At 69.8% G+C, this 17,052-nt stretch carries 16 protein-coding genes; 5 read left to right on the top strand and 11 right to left on the bottom strand.

The annotated features are described in order from the left end of the window. Positions 1-90: 90 nt before the first annotated feature. Positions 91-408, bottom strand: a complete 318-nt coding sequence (locus tag ASE79_RS04210; protein ID WP_056412084.1) for a GIY-YIG nuclease family protein — start codon at positions 406-408, stop codon at positions 91-93. A gap of 110 nt (positions 409-518) precedes the next feature. On the opposite strand from ASE79_RS04210, the gene ASE79_RS04205 reads away from it, so the two are divergent. The 4 genes from ASE79_RS04205 (at position 519) to mmsB (ending at position 4,706) form a co-directional block, all read left to right on the top strand. Further along, a complete protein-coding gene (locus ASE79_RS04205; protein WP_056412081.1) occupies positions 519-1,664 on the top strand; it encodes an acyl-CoA dehydrogenase family protein in 1,146 nt (381 codons plus the stop codon). A gap of 124 nt (positions 1,665-1,788) precedes the next feature. Beyond that, positions 1,789-2,817 (top strand): enoyl-CoA hydratase/isomerase family protein, encoded by a 1,029-nt coding sequence (locus ASE79_RS04200; RefSeq protein ID WP_416354502.1) that lies wholly within the window; start codon positions 1,789-1,791, stop codon positions 2,815-2,817. Between the two features lie 104 nt (positions 2,818-2,921). Then, positions 2,922-3,698: an enoyl-CoA hydratase gene (locus ASE79_RS04195; RefSeq protein ID WP_056412075.1), complete on the top strand. Its 777-nt coding sequence runs from the start codon at positions 2,922-2,924 to the stop codon at positions 3,696-3,698. Between the two features lie 132 nt (positions 3,699-3,830). Continuing rightward, a complete protein-coding gene (gene mmsB, locus ASE79_RS04190; RefSeq protein ID WP_056412072.1) occupies positions 3,831-4,706 on the top strand; it encodes a 3-hydroxyisobutyrate dehydrogenase in 876 nt (291 codons plus the stop codon). Positions 4,707-4,709: 3 nt separating this feature from the next. Here the strand turns inward: mmsB and ASE79_RS04185 are convergent, their stop codons facing one another. From ASE79_RS04185 to ASE79_RS04145, 9 genes are all read right to left on the bottom strand, one after another. After that, the gene (locus ASE79_RS04185) at positions 4,710-5,105 is read right to left on the bottom strand and encodes an MAPEG family protein (protein WP_056412068.1); all 396 of its coding nucleotides are present in this window, start codon (positions 5,103-5,105) and stop codon (positions 4,710-4,712) included. A 36-nt stretch (positions 5,106-5,141) separates the two neighbouring features. Next, positions 5,142-5,360 (bottom strand): hypothetical protein, encoded by a 219-nt coding sequence (locus ASE79_RS04180; protein WP_055881323.1) that lies wholly within the window; start codon positions 5,358-5,360, stop codon positions 5,142-5,144. 85 nt (positions 5,361-5,445) lie between these two features. Then, positions 5,446-6,816 (bottom strand): MATE family efflux transporter, encoded by a 1,371-nt coding sequence (locus ASE79_RS04175; protein ID WP_056412065.1) that lies wholly within the window; start codon positions 6,814-6,816, stop codon positions 5,446-5,448. A 187-nt stretch (positions 6,817-7,003) separates the two neighbouring features. After that, the gene (locus tag ASE79_RS04170) at positions 7,004-8,092 is read right to left on the bottom strand and encodes an alpha/beta hydrolase family esterase (protein WP_235516737.1); all 1,089 of its coding nucleotides are present in this window, start codon (positions 8,090-8,092) and stop codon (positions 7,004-7,006) included. Positions 8,093-8,213: 121 nt separating this feature from the next. After that, entirely contained in the window at positions 8,214-9,473 is a 1,260-nt protein-coding gene (locus ASE79_RS04165; protein ID WP_056412058.1) for an adenosylmethionine--8-amino-7-oxononanoate transaminase, read from the bottom strand. Further along, on the bottom strand, positions 9,470-10,087 hold the full coding sequence (gene bioD, locus ASE79_RS04160) for a dethiobiotin synthase (RefSeq protein WP_056412055.1): 618 nt from the start codon (positions 10,085-10,087) through the stop codon (positions 9,470-9,472). Before bioD ends, ASE79_RS04165 begins: the two co-directional genes overlap by 4 nt. Continuing rightward, positions 10,084-11,205 (bottom strand): 8-amino-7-oxononanoate synthase, encoded by a 1,122-nt coding sequence (locus ASE79_RS04155; protein WP_056412053.1) that lies wholly within the window; start codon positions 11,203-11,205, stop codon positions 10,084-10,086. Before ASE79_RS04155 ends, bioD begins: the two co-directional genes overlap by 4 nt. A gap of 56 nt (positions 11,206-11,261) precedes the next feature. Then, positions 11,262-11,906 (bottom strand): 2-dehydro-3-deoxy-6-phosphogalactonate aldolase, encoded by a 645-nt coding sequence (locus ASE79_RS04150; RefSeq protein ID WP_056412050.1) that lies wholly within the window; start codon positions 11,904-11,906, stop codon positions 11,262-11,264. After that, positions 11,903-12,766, bottom strand: coding sequence for a 2-dehydro-3-deoxygalactonokinase (locus tag ASE79_RS04145; protein ID WP_056413365.1), 864 nt, complete (start codon positions 12,764-12,766; stop codon positions 11,903-11,905). The genes ASE79_RS04150 and ASE79_RS04145 overlap by 4 nt, the downstream gene beginning before the upstream one ends. A gap of 195 nt (positions 12,767-12,961) precedes the next feature. On the opposite strand from ASE79_RS04145, the gene ASE79_RS04140 reads away from it, so the two are divergent. Beyond that, positions 12,962-16,117 (top strand): helicase-related protein, encoded by a 3,156-nt coding sequence (locus ASE79_RS04140; RefSeq protein ID WP_321163316.1) that lies wholly within the window; start codon positions 12,962-12,964, stop codon positions 16,115-16,117. A 10-nt stretch (positions 16,118-16,127) separates the two neighbouring features. On the opposite strand, the gene ASE79_RS04135 is transcribed toward ASE79_RS04140, so the two are convergent. Continuing rightward, entirely contained in the window at positions 16,128-16,991 is an 864-nt protein-coding gene (locus ASE79_RS04135; protein WP_156359507.1) for an N-formylglutamate amidohydrolase, read from the bottom strand. Between the last annotated feature and the right edge of the window lie 61 nt (positions 16,992-17,052).

Genomic DNA, 17,052 nt, shown 5'->3' with positions numbered 1-17,052 from the left:
GATGCCGCGCTCCCCTTCCGTCATCCTGGACTTGATCCAGGATCCAGAGTTACGGAGTGCAACGCTCGTGGCTCTGGATCCTGACTTTCGTCAGAATGACGGGGGCGGGAGAGGATCGAAGCCCCAGTCCTCGGCCAGATCGCGCCATGTCGGGTTGTCCGTCTCGATCAGCGTGATCTTCCAAGACCGTTTCCACACCTTCAAATGCTTCTCGCGTGTGATCGCCGCGTCCATCGTGTCCGCCATCGCAAACCAGACCAGCCGGTTCACACCGTATCGCTTTGAGAACCCGTCGAACATGCCCTCGCGGTGCTGAACGATCCGCGCCATCAGGTCGGACGTGACGCCGATGTAGAGCGTTCCGTTGCGCCCGCTCGCCATGATATAGACCGCGGGTTGCCTAGCCATATCATTCCCCCCAGTCGTCATCCTGACGAAAGTCAGGATCCAGAGCCACAGGTTTCCGCGTTTGTGGCTCTGGATGCTGGGTCGAGCCCAGCATGACGGAAGAGAGATTTATGACCAACCAGTTCGACCTCACCGACGACCAGCGCGAGATCCAGGAGCTCGCGAGTCGCTTCACCGCCGACCGGATCACCCCGCATGCGGCCGAGTGGGACGAGAAGCACATCTTCCCGCGCGACACGATCAAGGCGGCGGCCGAGCTCGGTTTCGCGGCGATCTATGTCAGCGAGGAGAGCGGCGGGATCGCGCTCGGGCGCCTCGAAGCCGCGCTGATCATGGAGGCGATGTCGTACGGGTGCCCGTCGACGAGCGCGTTCATCAGCATCCACAACATGGCGGCGTGGATGATCGACCGGTTCGGGTCGGCCGCGGTGAAGGACAAGTATCTCCCCGATCTGGTGACGATGGACCGGCTGGCGAGCTATTGCCTGACCGAGCCGGGTTCGGGCTCCGACGCCGCTGCGCTCAAGACTCGCGCGGTGCGCGACGGCGACGACTGGATCGTGACGGGCTCGAAGCAGTTCATCTCGGGCGCGGGCGAGAACGAGGTGTACGTCACCATGGTCCGCACCGGGGAGGACGGGCCCAAGGGTATTTCCTGCCTCGTGATCGAGAAGGACATGCCCGGCGTGTCGTTCGGCGCGAACGAGAAGAAGCTCGGCTGGCATTCGCAGCCGACTCGGCAGGTGATTTTCGACGGCGTCCGCGTGCCGGCCGCCAACATGGTCGGCGGCGAGGGCGAGGGCTTCCGGATCGCGATGATGGGGCTCGACGGCGGGCGGCTGAACATCGGCGCGTGCTCGCTGGGCGGCGCGCAGCGGTGTCTCGACGAGGCGATCGCCTATACGCGCGACCGCAAGCAGTTTGGCAAGCCCATCGCGGACTTCCAGAACACGCAGTTCATGCTGGCGGACATGGCGACCGAACTCGAGGCGGCGCGCGCGCTGCTCTACATCGCGGCGGCCAAGGTGACCGCGAACGCACCCGACAAGACCAAGTTCGCGGCGATGGCGAAGCGGCTGGCGACCGATACGGGCTCGTCGGTGGTCGACCGCGCGTTGCAGTTGCATGGCGGGTACGGGTATCTCCAGGATTACCCGATCGAACGCTTCTGGCGCGACCTGCGCGTGCATTCGATCCTTGAGGGCACCAACCAGGTGATGCGCATGATCGTCGGTCGTGAGCTGACCCGGCAATGAGGCCGCGCAGCGATTCCATCTTTCTTCTCCGCGCTCTCTGCGCCTCTGCGCGCGAGAATTTTTCGCGCGGAGGCGCAGAGAGCGCAGAGATGTCGCTCGAAAGGCTTGCGTCGTGACCGACTTGATTGCTGAGATTGATGGGCCTGTCGGCCGGATTCGGTTGAACCGGGCCAAGGCGTTGCATGCGCTCAATCTGGCGATGTGCGAGGGCGTGCTGGAGGCGCTGGAGGCGTGGCGCGGGGATCCGTCGGTCGAGGCGATCCTGGTGGATCATGCCGAGGGTCGTGGGTTCTGCGCCGGGGGCGATATCCGGATGCTAGCTGCGTCGGGGGCTGGCGACGGGGTGGAGGCGCGCGCGTTTTTTCATGCTGAGTACCGGATGAATCACCGGCTGTTCGTCTATGCCAAGCCGATCGTCGCGTTCATGGACGGGATCACGATGGGCGGCGGCGTCGGGCTCGCCTTGCCGTGCACGTACCGCGTGGCGACCGAGAACACGAAGTTCGCGATGCCCGAGACGGGGATCGGGTTGTTCCCCGATGTCGGCGGCGGCTGGTATCTGTCGCGGCTGCCGGGGCGGATCGGTCAGTATCTCGCGCTGACGGGGCATCGGCTCGATGGTGCGGAGTGTGCCGCACTCGGATTGGCGACGCATTATCTGCCGAGCGAGGCGCTCGACACCGCCAAGGCGCGGATCGCGCAGACGCCGCAGGATATCGCCGGCGTGCTCGATGCGCTGTCGATCGCGCCGCCCGAAGCGCAGATCCTCGCGCGCAGGGACGAGATCGACCGGCTGTTCGCGTCCGACATACTCGAGGAGATCTACGCCGCTCTCGACGCCGATGGCGGGGAGTGGGCCGCAAAGACGCTTGCGACCCTCAAGACCAAGTCGCCGCAAACGATGAAGGTGTCGCTCCGGCTGCTCCACGAAGGCGCGGCGATGGCCAGTTTCGCGGACGAGATGAAACAGGAATATGCGGTCGGCGCGCATGTCGTGCAGCGGCACGACTTCATCGAGGGCGTGCGCGCGGTGATCGTCGACAAGGACAATGCGCCGCGCTGGGATCCGGCGACGCCCGAGGATGTGACCGATCACGTGATCGACCAGATCTTCGCGCCGTTGCCGGAAGCCGAGGCGTGGACGCCGGGTTAATCCGTCATCCTGACGAAAGTCAGGATCCAGAGCCATGTACGATGACGCTCGTGGCTCTGGATCCTGGATCAAGTCCAGGATGACGATGCTTATTGGAGACTGACATGGCCGATTACGAAACGATCCTCGTCGAGCAGCGCGGTGGCGTCACGCTCGTCACGCTCAACCGGCCGCAGGCGCTCAACGCGCTCAACTCGCAGGTGCTCGCCGACCTGATCGCCGCGTTTGCCGCGTTCGATGCGGATCCGTCGCAGGGCTGCGCGGTGTTGACCGGCTCGGCCAAGGCGTTCGCGGCGGGCGCGGACATCAAGGAGATGCAGAGCCAGGGCTTTGCCGACATGTATGCGAGCAACTTCTTCGCCGGCTGGGAGCAGGTGACGCGGACGCGCAAGCCGATCATCGCTGCGGTCGCGGGCTATGCGCTGGGCGGCGGCTGCGAGGTCGCGATGATGTGCGACTTCATCCTCGCCGCGGACACCGCCAAGTTCGGCCAGCCCGAGATCAAGCTCGCGGTCTCCCCCGGCATGGGCGGATCGCAGCGCCTCACGCACGCGGTCGGCAAGGCCAAGGCGATGGAGATGGTGCTGACCGGGCGGATGATGGACGCGGTCGAGGCCGAGCGCGCAGGCCTCGTCTCGCGGATCATCCCCGCCGCCGAGCTGGTCGAGGAAGCGGTGAAGACCGCCGCGACGATCGCCGCGATGGCGCCGCTCGCGGTGCTGGCGAACAAGGAAATGGTCAACGCGGCGTTCGAGACGGGGCTGGCGATGGGCGTCCAGTTCGAGCGGCGGCTGTTCCACGGGCTGTTCGGCACCGCGGACCAGAGCGAAGGCATGGCCGCGTTCGTCGAGAAGCGTGCGGGGACCTGGACGGGGAAGTGATGCAATTCCCCTTCCGCTCGCGGGAGGGGCTAGGGGAGGGGCGTGCCCCGGTTGCCGACGCAACCTATGCGGCGCTGCCCTCCCCCAACCCCTCCCGTAAACGGGAGGGGAGCGAAATTCAGGAGAGAGAACATGGCACGCATCGGATTCATCGGGCTCGGCAACATGGGCGGCGGGATGGCTGCCAACCTCGCGAAGAAGGGTCATGACGTTCGCGCATTCGACCTGAGCGCCGATGCGCTGGCCAAGGCGAAGGCCGCGGGCTGCCTGCCGGTCGCCTCAGCGGCCGAAGCCGCAGACGGTGCCGAGGCGATCGTGACGATGCTCCCCGCCGGCAAGCATGTCGCCGAGGTGTACGACACGCTGTTCGGCGTCGCGTCGCCGTCCGCGATCCTGATCGACTGCTCGACGATCGACGTCGCGACCGCCAAGCAGGTCGCCGAGGCGGCGCAGGCCAAGGGTCTCGCCGCGGTCGACGCGCCCGTCTCGGGCGGGATCGGTGCGGCCAATGCGGGCACGCTCACTTTCATGGTCGGCGGTTCGCGCGAGGCGTTCGATCGCGCGCAGCCGATCCTCGCCGACATGGGCAAGGCGGTCATTCACGCCGGCGCGAACGGCGCGGGGCAGGCGGCGAAGATCTGCAACAACATGATCCTCGGCGCGACGATGATCGCGACCTGCGAGGCGTTCGTGCTGGCCGACAGGCTCGGGCTCGACGCGCAGGCCTTTTACGACATCGCCAGCGTATCCTCGGGCCAGAGCTGGTCGATGACGAGCTACGCGCCGCTCCCCGGGATCGGCCCCGATACGCCCGCCGACCACGACTATCAGGGCGGGTTCGCCGCCGCGCTGATGCTCAAGGACCTGCGCCTCGCAATGGCGGCGGCGCAGGACGTCGGCGCCGACACGCCGATGGGCGCGAAGGCCGCCGAGCGCTACGAAGCGTTCGCGGCGGCCGGGCAGGGTGGGCTCGACTTCTCGGCCATCATCCGCACCTTGCGCGACTGAGCCTCAGAGGAAGCGGATCAGCATCAGCAGCAGCCCGAGGATCGACGCCAGCCAGCACAGGCTGCGGACGTAGCGGATACCGAACAGGTATAGCGGAATGTACGCGATCCGCGCGCCGAACCACAGCCAGGCGCCGATCGCACCGAGTCCGCCGGTGCGATCGGTCACCGCCAGCCCCAGCGCGAGCGCGACGAATACCGGGTAGGTTTCCTGGAAGTTCTTGAGCGCGCGTTCGGCGCGGCCGGCCATCTCGCCGAGTGGTTTCTGCTCGCCGTCGCGTGGGCCGGCATTCCAGTCGAGCCCGCGGTCGCGTGTCGCGGTCTGCCCCTGGATCATGACATAGGCGAACAGCAGGACCGTCGACCAGCCCAGCAGCAGCAATTCGGTAGGCAGCGTCATCGTCGATCTCCGCAAAGGTGCGGGTCTCGAACGCCGCTACCCGCGCGAGGTTGCGCCGTGTCGGGGTGCGCTGGCAAGCTGCCGCGCATCATGCGCGCGGTGGAACGCGCGGTCGGCATCATCGATCGCGCCGAGCAACGCACCGAAGCACGGCGCCTCGTCGATCGGATAGACTCGCGACAGGTCGTGGCCGAGCGCGAAGACGTCGCGCTGCGTGAGCAACCCGATCGCAACGATGCGGTCTTGATCAGGCATAAGGTAGGCTCCAGTGGTGTAACGCATGTTAACACACTGAAACGATTGTGTATCGCAAATATCGGATAAAGAGCCGAGCCGAGCCTTAGCCGAGCCCAAGTCGCTCACGCGCGTGCCAGCGGGCGATCATCAGCACCGATACCACCGCCAGCCCGGTCGCCAGCCCGGTCCAGATCCCGACTCCGCCCCAGCCGCGCGCGAAGGCGAGCCACGCGCCGACGCCGATACCGATCCCCCAATAGCCGATCGCCGCGAACAGCATCGGCACGGTGGTATCGCCCAGCCCGCGCAACATGCCCGCGCCGATCACCTGCGCGCCGTCGACGACCTGGAACACCGCGGCCACCGCGAGCAGCGAGATCGCCAGCGCCACCACCGGCGCGTTGGCGGGCGCGTCGACGTCGAGGATGATACCGATCAGCAGTTGTGGTGCTAGCACGAGCAGCAGCGCGGTCAGCACCATGAACCCCTCGCCGATCGCGAACGCGGCCCAGCCCGCACGGCCGATCCCGGCGCGGTCGCCGCGCCCGGAGGCGAGCCCGACGCGGACGGTGGCGGCCTGCGCGATGCCGAGCGGGACCATGAAGGTGACGCTGGCGATCTGGATCGCGATCGCGTGCGCGGCCAGCGGGACGGTGCCGAGCAACCCCATCAGGAATACCGCGGCGATGAACACGGTCGATTCGAACCCGAGCGTGATCGCGATCGGCAGCCCGAGCCTCCACACCGCGCGGTACCGCGGCCAGTCCGGGCGCCAGAACCGGCCGAGCAGGCGGTAACGGCGGAACGGCCTTGCGCAGACGATGACGACCGCCATCGCGACGAAGCTCAGCCCGTTGGCGATGCTGCTCGCCATGCCCGACCCGAGCAGGCCGAGCGAGGGAAGGCCGGCGTGGCCAAAGATCAGCATCCAGTTGAGCGCGGCGTTCACGCTCAGCAGCCCGACCATCACCACCAGCGACCAGCCCGGCCGCTCGAGCGCGGCGACGAAGGCGCGCAGCACGAGGAAGGCGAGGCTGGGCAACATCCCCCACATCACCGCGCGCACGAACCGCGCCGCCTCGTGCGCGAGCGCCGGATCCTGATCGAGTAGGTGGACGAGGATCGGCTCGGCCTGCCACAGCAGGATCCAGGACGGGATGCACAGCGTGGCGGCGACCCAGATCGTCTGGCGCACGGTCCGCCGGATATCGCGCACCGCATGCGGCCGCGCGCCCCGCTCACGCGCGATCATCGGCACCGCGGCGGTGGTGAGCCCCATGCCGAAGACCAGGAAGACGAGGTACAGGTTCAGCCCCAGCGTCGCCGCCGCCAGCGTATCGGGGCCGAGCCGCCCGAGCATCGCGACGTCGGTCGCGCCGACCAGCGCCTGGGCGAGGTTGGTCGCGACGAGCGGCCAGGCGAGAGTCAGCGTCGCCGCGAATTCGGTGCGCCAGGGGCGGGGCGGGGTGGTCATGCGCCGGCTTTACCCGGGTTCTCGCCCAAGTCGATCACCGACCGATGCTCCCCCACAGATCGACGCGGATCGATCCGACGCGTGCTTGTGGCGATTACCCCGCCACCACCACTCCGTCATCCTGACTTTCGTCAGGATGACGGAAGGGGGGAGTGCGAACTGAAGACCGCGACGCCGCTATGCCGCCCTACCGCATCAACCCGGCGGCGCGGAGCGCGTGCTCGATCGTCGCCTGGATCCCCGCCGGCGCCGCCGCGCGAGGCTTCGCCGCGGGCTTGGGAGCCACGGGAATCGCGATCTTCGCAACGCGGCCGACCGCCGCCGGCTTGGCCGCGACGGCGGCGTCGGTCTCGGCAATCAAACCCCAGGACCGGGCGATGATCGCGGTGCTCGAAATCCCGACGTCGAGCATATACGGCCCCGCGGCGCCCAGCCGTTCGCCCCGCGACGGATCGATCGGCGTGCCATGGCCCATCCCCGGCACGGTCCAGTCCTCGACCACGTCGCGCCCCTGTGCGTCCGACCAGATCCGGTGCACCGCGGTTCCCTGGCGTTCCACGCGCACCGCTTTCGCGTCGACGCCGTGGATGCCGCGCCACTGCCGGGCGATCGTGTCTGCGTTCGAGACGCTCACCGTCGCGTCCGCCCCGCCATGCCAGATCGCCAGGGTCGGCCAGCGCCCGTCATGCCCGCGCGATCCGCTGCGGACCGCGTCGACCAGCGCGGCATCGCTGGTGTCGCCATGCCCGCGCATCCGGTCGAACGCCTGCGACACGCCGGTCGCGGTGCCATAAGCGAGCCCACCGATCACCGCGCCGCCCGCGAACAGGTCGGGCCGGGTCGCGAGCATCGCCAGCGTCATCGCACCACCCGCGGACAGGCCGGTGACGTAGACGCGGCCCCGGTCGAGGCCGTGGCGGGCGATCATCGTCTCGGTCATCTGCGCGATCGATTCCGCCTCGCCGCCCGCCTGCGCGGTGTCCTCGGAGGCGAACCAGTTGAAGCAGCGGTTGGGATTGTTCGCGTGCGTCTGCTCGGGATACAGCACCGCGAACCCCGCGCGGTCGGCCAGCCGCGACCAGCCCGATCCGTGGTCATAGCTCGCCGCGGTTTGCGTGCAGCCGTGCAGCACCACGACCAGCGGCGCGCCGGCCGGCAGGGTCTTGGGCACATGGACATGGCCGAGCAGCGCGCCCGGATTCGTCCCGAACGCGGTCAGCGCGACGAGGCGGCTCGGCCCATCATGCGCGCTTGCGGGCGCACCTGCGCGGGCCATGCGTGCGATGGTATCGGCGATGTTTCTCAAGACTAGGGGCCTTTCACCACAGGCCGTGGGGGCCGCGATAGCGTATCAACGCACGCCCTAGCCTATTTGTTGCTGCACTGCAGCATCCAGGTCAGGATCCGTGTCCGAGCCGGTCGCACGCCTCGCCGATCGCAGCATAGATCCGGTCGAGATCGGCATCGTCGATGCAGTAGGGTGGCATGACGTAGACGGTGTTGCCGAGCGGCCGGAGCAGCAGGTCGCGCGCGCCGAAAAAGGCGAGCAGGCGCGGGCCGATCTGCGAGAGATACCCGTCCTCGCCGCGCAGTTCGACCGCGGTGATCGTGCCGATCTGCCGCGCATTGGCGATGCGCGGATGCCGGGCAAGTGCCTCCAGCCGCGTGGCCTGACGGGCGGCGAGATCGGCGATCCGGTCGCGCACCGGCTCGTCGCGCCAGATCGCGAGGTTCGCATTGGCGGCGGCGCAGGCGATCGGGTTGGCGGTATAGCTCGACGAGTGGAAGAACATCCGCGCGCGGTCGGTGCCGTAATGCGCCTGGTAGATCGCCTCGGTCGCCATCGTCACCGCGAGCGGGATCGCGCCGCCGGTCAGCCCCTTCGACAGGCACAGGATATCGGGCACCACGCCTGCCTGTTCGCAGGCGAGCAACGTGCCCGTGCGGCCCCAGCCGGTCATCACCTCGTCGGCGATGAACAGCACGTCGTGCGCGGCACAGATCCGCCGCATCTCGGCCAGCAGGTGCGGCGGATAGATGTGCATCCCGCCCGCGCCGAGCAGCAACGGCTCGACGATGAACGCGGCCGGATGCGCGGCACACGCCGCCTCCAGTGCGTCGAGTGTCGCCTGCTCGCGCCCGGCGGCGGGGAAGGGGATCGTCCCGACGTCGAACAGCAGCGGCGCGTAGGCGCGGTTGAAGACGCCGCGCGCGCCGACCGACATCGCGCCGATCGTGTCGCCATGATAGCTGTGCTCGAGCACGAGGATGCGGTGGCGATCCTCGCCGCGATCGAGCCAATAGCCGAGCGCCATCTTCAGCGCGCACTCGACGCTGGTCGACCCTGAGTCCGAGAAGAACACGCGCGTCAGCTCGGGCGGCATGATCGCGGTCAGCCCGCGCGCGAGGTCCTCGGCGGGCTGGTGCGTCCAGCCGGCGAAGATGATCTGGTCGAGCGTGCCCGCCTGCTCGGCGATCGCCGCCATGATCGTCGGGTTGGCATGGCCATGCGTGGTGACCCACCAGGACGAGATCGCATCGACGATCCGCCGGCCATCCGATGTGTAGAGCGCGGCGCCCTCGGCATGCGTGACGAGCGGGATCGGCTCGCGCAGGCCGTGCTGCGTGAAGGGGTGCCAGACGGGGGAGTCGCTCACCGGAACGCCTCCAGGTCGAAGGCCGCGGCGAACGCCTCGGCCAGCGTCGCCGCGTCCAGCGGATCGAGGCGGGGCAGGCGGCCGAGCCGGCGGACCTTGCCGAGCGTGGCGATCGTCGCCTCGCTATCCTCGACCGCGTCGCCGACGAACGCGATGCCGAGGATCGGCACGCCGCGGTTGCGCAGCGCCTCGATCGACAACAGGCTGTGGTTGATCGTGCCGAGCCCGGTCCGCGCGACGAGCACGACCGGCTTGCCCCAGCGCGCGAACAGGTCCGCGAAGATCAGCTCGCGGGTGACGGGCACCATCACGCCGCCAGCGCCCTCGACCACCAGAGCGCCGTCGACCTCGGGTAGCGCAAGCCGGTCCGGCTCGATCGTCACGCCATCGATCTCGGCCGCGAGATGTGGCGAACACGGCGTCGTCAGCCGATACGCTTCGGGCAGAACGCGGTCCGCGGGCACGCCGAGCGTCACGACCGACGCCGCATCGCTGCCGTCCGCCAGCCCCGCCTGCACCGGCTTCCAGTAGCGCGCGCCAAGCGCGGCGGTCAGGCCGGCGGCGAAGACCGTCTTGCCGATGTCGGTGTCCGTCCCGGTGACGATGATCGTCATTGCAGCGCCTCTCCCATGATCACTCCCAGTGCCTCGATATCCGCGACGGTCGCGTTGAGCGTCAGCGATATCCGCAGCCGCGATCCGCCCTCGGGCACGGTCGGCGGGCGTATCCCCCGCACGTCGAACCCGGCGCGCTGGATCGCGTCGGCGACGCGCATCGTCCGCGCGGCGTCGCCGAGGACGAGCGGCAGGATCTGCGACCCCGTCGCCGCGACGCCGTGTGGCGCGAGCACGCGCGCGGCGGTCGCGACGAGGTCCCACAACCGCTCGCGCCGCCCCGGCTCGTCCGCGACGATCCGCAACGCCTCGTCCACCGCCAGCGCCATCAGCGGCGACGGCGCGGTCGAAAAGATGAAGCCGCGCCCGCGATTGACGATGAAGTCCCGCATCACCGCGGGCCCGCACAACAGTGCACCCTCGCAGCCCAGCGCCTTGCCGCAGGTGCGCAGGGTGATGACGTTCTCGCGTCCGTCGAGTCCTTCGGCCAGCCCGCGGCCGTCCGTACCGAACACCCCGGTCGCATGCGCCTCGTCGATCAGCAGGATCGCGTCGTGGCGATCGGCCACGCGCGCGAGATCGCCGAGCGGCGCGCGGTCGCCGTCCATGCTGTAGAGACTCTCGACCGCGATCCAGACCTGCCCCGTGCCGCCCGCGCTGCGCCATGTGGCGATCGCATCCTCGACCGCGCCGGCATCGTTATGCGCCGCGCGCACGCAGGTGGCGCGGGTCAGCCGCATGCCCTCGTGTGCGCTTGCATGGATCAGCGCGTCATGGACGATCAGGTCGGCACGCTGCGGCAGCGTCGCGAACAGTATCGTGTTGGCGACATACCCGCTGGCGAAGAACAGCGCCGCCTCGGTCCCGAAGAACCGCGCGGCCGCCGCCTCCAGCGCCTCGTGCTCGGGCGCATTGCCGCGCAGCAACCGCGAGCCGCCCGAACCGACCGGCACGCCGCGCGCCAACGCCTCGGCCATCGCGCCGCGCAGTCGGTCCGATCCGGCGAGCCCGAGGTAGTCGTTCGACGCGAAATCGACGCCTGCGCGCGGGCGGAGCGATCGGTACCGGTCGGCGGCGGTCAGCGTGGCAAGGTCTCGGTGCTGGTCGGCGAACATCATCGCGCCGCCCTAACCGCTACGCGGCGCGAAGACGATAGTGCGGCGCGACCGCGCGGTTAGCCTGCCTGCAACGTCGCGATGAACCGCGCGGCGCGCGCGCCGACCTCTGCCGCGGTCATGCCCGGCGCATAGAGCGCAGAGCCGAGGCCGAAGCCTGCCGCGCCTGCCTTGCGCCACTCGGCCATGACCTCGGGCACGATTCCGCCGACCGGCAGCACGCGCGTGCCCTTGGGGAGGACGGCGCGCATCGCCTTCAACACGGCCGGGCTGGCGGCTTCGGCGGGGAACAGCTTCAGCGCGGCGGCGCCCGCGTCGAGCGCCGCGAACGCCTCGGTCGGCGTGGCGATGCCAGGCAGCGCGACATAGCCGCGCTCGGCCGCCGCCGCGATCACCTGCACGTTCGCGTTGGGCGCGATGATCAGCGTGCCGCCCGCCGCGCCGACCGCCGCGACGTCCTCGACTCGCAGCACGGTGCCCGCCCCGACGACGGCGCGGCCTTCGAGCCGGCGCGCCAGGCGGGCGATGCTGTCGAGCGGATCGGGCGAGTTCATCGGCACTTCGAGGATCGTGAACCCGGCCTCGACCAGCGCGTCGCCGATCGGCTCCACCTCGTCGGGCGTCACGCCGCGCAGGATCGCGATCAGCGGGCAGCGCGCGAACGCGTCGTCAAAGGCCTGGCGGTGGGGCGTCGTGAAAGTCATGCGGCAAGATCCTTGATGCGCGTGATGCCGGCCACGAACGCGGCCTGGCTGTCGATAGCGTGCGACGTGCCGCCGAGTGCATCGATCGCCCCGGCATAGAGTGCGCCGAGCGCTGGGTCGGCGAGAATATGGACCGTCGTGCCGGACTCGATCCGCGCGGCGGTATCCGCGCCGATCAGCAACCCGCTCGCGAACGAGGCCGCATCCGCATCGTCGGCAAGCCCGAGCACGCCGCGCGCGCGGATCGCGAACAGGCTCGCGGCGAGATCGCGTTTCGCCCCCTCCGCGACGCCGGCGAGGAACGCCGCCCCCGGCTCGACCGGGTGGCCGAGCTGTCGGGCGAGGACGCCGTGCGTGCGGAGCAGCGCAAACAGCTCGCCGGTCATCGCGGTGGTGAAGCGCGTGATCGCGCCGCGCTCGACCGTCGCCCATTTGCAGTGCGTGCCGGGCTGGCACAGCAGCGCCTCCGCGGGCACGAGCCCGGCCGCGACCGCGCCGAGCAGCTGGACTTCCTCGCCGCGCATGACGTCTGCATGCACCCCGTCGCGGTACGACAGCCCCGGCACGATCGCGGTGCGGTCGTCGATCTGGTCTAGCGCAGCGGCGATGTCGGCAAGACCCGCGGGCGCGGCGACATAGGGAACGCTGCGCCAGCCGATGTTCGATCCGACCATCCCGGCGAGCAGCATCGGCAAGTCGCCGAGCCGCTGGCGGATCCCCGCGACCTCGGCGGGATAGTCCGCCGCGGCGACGCTCGCCGCGCCGCGATCGTCGCGTTCGGACGCGACCACCTGGCCGTCCTCGATCCGGAACGCGCGTCGGTTGGAGGTGCCCCAGTCGACTGCGATGAAAGACGTCATGGTCGCCACCTTGCTCCCGTCGCGACGCAACGGCGTACGCCCTCCGAATTATACGATAAAACAACCATGTCCAGCCTCCACCGAGTCGTCCGCTCCGGCAAAACGCATTCGGCCGAAACGCACTGATCGAGGATAGCGCCGCAGGAACAGACACCGAACCCCCTCGTTCAGCCCCGACCAGCGAGAGGAATGCGTGTGCTTCAGATTAGCGCTCAGGCCGAGACCGACACCGGCACTATCGAGGCAGCGCCTCCCGAATCGGTCGCGGTGGCGATCGCCGACCGGCTCGCGCAAGGAAGTCTGGTCTATGTCGCGCTGGACGACCGGCGCGCGACCGACATCGCGGCGATCGCCGCCGCGCTCGTGCCCGATGCGGTGGTGATCCAGCTGCCGTCGAGCGATGCGTTGCCGGGCGACGACGCGCCGGCCTCGCCCGCCAATGTCGGGCTACGCGTCGCGGCACTGCGTCGCGTGCGGCATGCGACCACGCATGAAACCGGACCGGTCCTGCTGGTGACTACGGCTGAGGCGACCGCGGTGCGCTATCCCGAACCGGCATCGTTCGATGCGGCGCCACCCCGGCTCGAGGTCGGCGATACGCTCGACATCGAGGCGTTCGCGGCGGCAGCGGCGGAGATCGGCTATATCGTCGACGACCGGATCGACGAGCCCGGTGAGATCGCGGTGCGCGGCAACGTGATCGACATCTTTCCTGCGGACCGCGAGACCCCGGTCCGCATCGAATTCGCCGACGGACGGATCACTGCGCTGCGCGACTATGATCCCGTTTCGCAGCTCGGCTCCGCCGACATCGCCTGTGTCGAGGTCGGGCGCGCGACCGAGCCGCTGGTCGAGAAGGGCGTCGCGCTCCTCGCGCATCTCGCCGATGCGGCGATCGCGTTCGATCCCGGCGTCGATCGCCGTCGCGCACGGTTCATGGCGATCGCCGCCGATGGCCTGCCGCGTCGCAAGGCCAGCGCCGATCTGGTCGCGACCCGGTCCTGGGATGCCGCGGTCGCCAAGCGCGACGTCGTCGCGATCGCGCCGGATGCCACGCCGTCGCCCCGCTTCGTCGAACAGCGCGATCCCGCGCGAGGGTTCGCCAAGCTCGCCAAGGACGTGCTGGCCGATTCGCGTCTCGTGCTGGTCGGCTCGCCGCGCGACCTGCGCTTTCTCCAGCCGCGGCTCGAGCGGCGGGCGAAGATCGATCTCGTGCCCGTCAAGCGCTGGTCGGAGGTCGTCGCGGCCAGGCTCGGCACGGCGATGATGCTGGTCGCACCGATCGATCGCGGCTTTGCGAGCTCTGGCGTCACCGTCGTCGCGGGTGCAGACCTGCTCGGCGGCCGCGCGCGCGGCGACGAGATCGCCGCGAGCGGCGCGGGCGCGCTCACGGGTCTTTCGAGCGAGCTGCGCTGCGGCGACGTCGTCGTGCACGAGGAGTTCGGGATCGGCATCGTCCGTGGACTCGAAACCCTGCCGGATACCGGCGGCGACGCGATCATCCTGTGCTACGCCAAGGAAGGCCGCCGGCTCGTCCCCGTCGCCGAGGCCGACCGGATCTGGCGCTATGGCGCGGACGCCGACGCGGTGACGCTCGACACGCTCGACGGCGCGTCGTGGCAGAAGCGGCGCGGCGCGATCGACGCGGCGATCGCCGACAGCGCGCGCGATCTCGCGGCGATCGCCGCCGAGCGCGCGGCGCAGACGACCGACCCGATCATCCCCGACCGGGTGGCCTATGAGCGGTTCGCCGCCGGGTTCGCCTTCACCGAAACGCCCGACCAGGCGCGCGCGATCACGACCACGCTGGCCGATCTGGCGAGCGGCAAGCCGATGGACCGGCTCGTGATCGGCGACGTCGGCTACGGCAAGACCGAGATCGCGCTCCGCGCCGCCGCCGCGGTCGCGCTGGCGGGGCGTCAGGTCGCGATCACCGCGCCGACGACGGTCCTCGTCCGCCAGCATATCGAGACGTTCACGCGGCGGTTCGAGGGGACCGGCGTTGCCGTCGCCGGTCTGTCGCGCCTGTCGAGCACCGCCGAAAAGACGCGCGTGAAGGCCGGGCTTGCGGACGGATCGATCGGCGTCGTCATCGGCACCGGCGCGATCGCGGGCAAGGGTGTGGCGTACAAGGATCTGGCACTGGTCGTGATCGACGAGGAGCAGCGGTTCGGCACCGCGGACAAGGCCAGGCTGCACGCGCTGGGGGCGGGGCACGTCCTGACGCTCAGCGCCACGCCGATCCCGCGGACGCTGCAATCGGCGATGATCGGGCTCCAGGGCATGTCGGTGATCGCGACCCCGCCCGCGCGTCGCCAGCCGATCCGTACCGCGGTCGCGGCGTTCGACGATGCCACCGTCCGCGCGGCATTGCGGCGCGAGCGTGCACGCGGCGGCCAGAGCTTCGTCGTGGTCCCGCGGATCGACGACATGGCGCCGCTGGCCGCCCGGCTCGCCAAGCTCGTCCCCGAACTCGGCATCGTCCAGGCGCATGGCAAGATGCCCGCCGCCGAGATCGACGAGGCGATGGTCGGGTTCGCCGCGGGCGATGGCGACGTGCTGCTCGCCACCAACATCATCGAGGCGGGGCTAGACGTCCCGCGCGCGAACACGATGATCGTCCACCATGCCGACCGGTTCGGCCTGTCGCAGCTGCATCAGTTGCGCGGCCGGGTCGGGCGCGGCGGGCGCCGCGGGCAGGTGATGCTGCTCACCGACGGCGACGCGACGATCGCCGAGGCGACGCTCAAGAGGCTGCGGACGTTGCAGGCATTCGACCGGCTCGGCGCGGGCTTCGCGATCAGCGCGCGCGATCTCGACCTGCGCGGCGCGGGCGATCTCGTCGGGGAGGCGCAGGCCGGGCACATGAAGCTGATCGGGATCGACCTGTACCAGCACCTGTTCGGCCGCGCGCTGCGGCTGGCGCGCGGCGAACAGGTCGACGACTGGGTGCCCGACCTCCATCTCGAGCTCGGCGGCACGCTGCCCGAAGCCTGGATTCCGGAGGAGGAGGTTCGCCTGTCGCTGTACGGCCGGCTGGCACGGCTCGAGGACGTCGTGGCGCTCGACCGGTTCGAGGCCGAGCTCGAGGATCGCTTCGGCACGATCCCCGATTCGGCGCGACAGCTGCTGTTGCTCGCACGGATCCGGTTGCGTGCCTGTGCCGCGGGAATCCGGCGGATCGACGCCGGCCCTGCGGCGATCGCGTTCACGCCGCACGATCGCCGCGCCGAGGCGCCGCTTGACGAGCTGGTCGAGAAGAACGGCCGCTGGATCTTGAAGTGCGCGGTCGCCGATCCGGTCGAGCGCGCCGCACAGATCGAGGCGCTGCTCGACGCGCTGGCCGGGTGATCCGGCCCGTCTATTCCGCGGCAGCGGCCAGCGGTGTCGAGAGCGCCTCGTCCGCCAGCGCGGCGAGGATCGCCTGGACCAGGTCGACGACCCGCGCGAACCCCGCGCCGGGCGCGTGGAGCTTGCGATCGAGATAGACGGTGCGATCGAGTTCGAGCTGGATCGCGTGGATACCGCTGTCGGGGCGGGCATGGCGTTCGAGGATATGCCCGCCCGCATAGGGCGTGTTGCGCGCCACCGAAAAGCCGTGCTCGGTACAGGCGCGCTCGGCGCGATCGACGAACCGCGGCGCGGCGGCATGGCCGAACCGGTCGCCGAGCACGATCCGCGTACCGCCCGGCCCGAGCGGCGGCATCGAATGCAGGTCGAGCAGCACCGCGACGCCGAATCGCGCCTGCGCGGCCTGCAACGCCGCCGCGACCGCCGCGTGATAGGGGCGGTGGTCGGCGACGATCCGCGCGGTGACTTCGGCATCGGTGAATCGCCGCGCCCACAGGTCGCCCGCCCCCGATACGCGGCGCGGCACCAGCCCCAGGCCGCTGCGCAGCTTGGCGGATTGCTGGACCGGCGCGACCCCGCGCGCGCCCTCGTCGATCAGCGGATCGCGCTCGTCTTCCGCGCGGTTGAGATCGATCCAGGCGCGCGCACGCCGCTGGATGATCGTCGCCTGGTCCGTCCGCGCGCTGCGTGCCACCGCATCGACCAGCCGATCCTCGAGCGGCAGCAACGCCGCCAGCGGCACGCGCAACGCGGTTTTTAGCGAAAGCGGATAGTCGCGCCCGGCATGCGGCACCGATATCACCACCGGGCTGGTCGGCGGCGCGGCGTCCCGTTGGTCGGCAGGCGGCAGACGATCGAAGGGGGACAGCGGCATGGCGACCACGCTAAACCGGCCGACCGGGACGGGCAATGGACCTGGAAATGTTAACCAATTT

Origin of the sequence: Sphingomonas sp. Leaf28 (genome assembly GCF_001421685.1) — a bacterium.
GTDB lineage: Bacteria > Pseudomonadota > Alphaproteobacteria > Sphingomonadales > Sphingomonadaceae > Sphingomonas > Sphingomonas aurantiaca.
The sequence above is the reverse complement of the archived record's forward strand: the minus strand, read 5'-3'. Positions and strand labels throughout refer to the sequence as shown.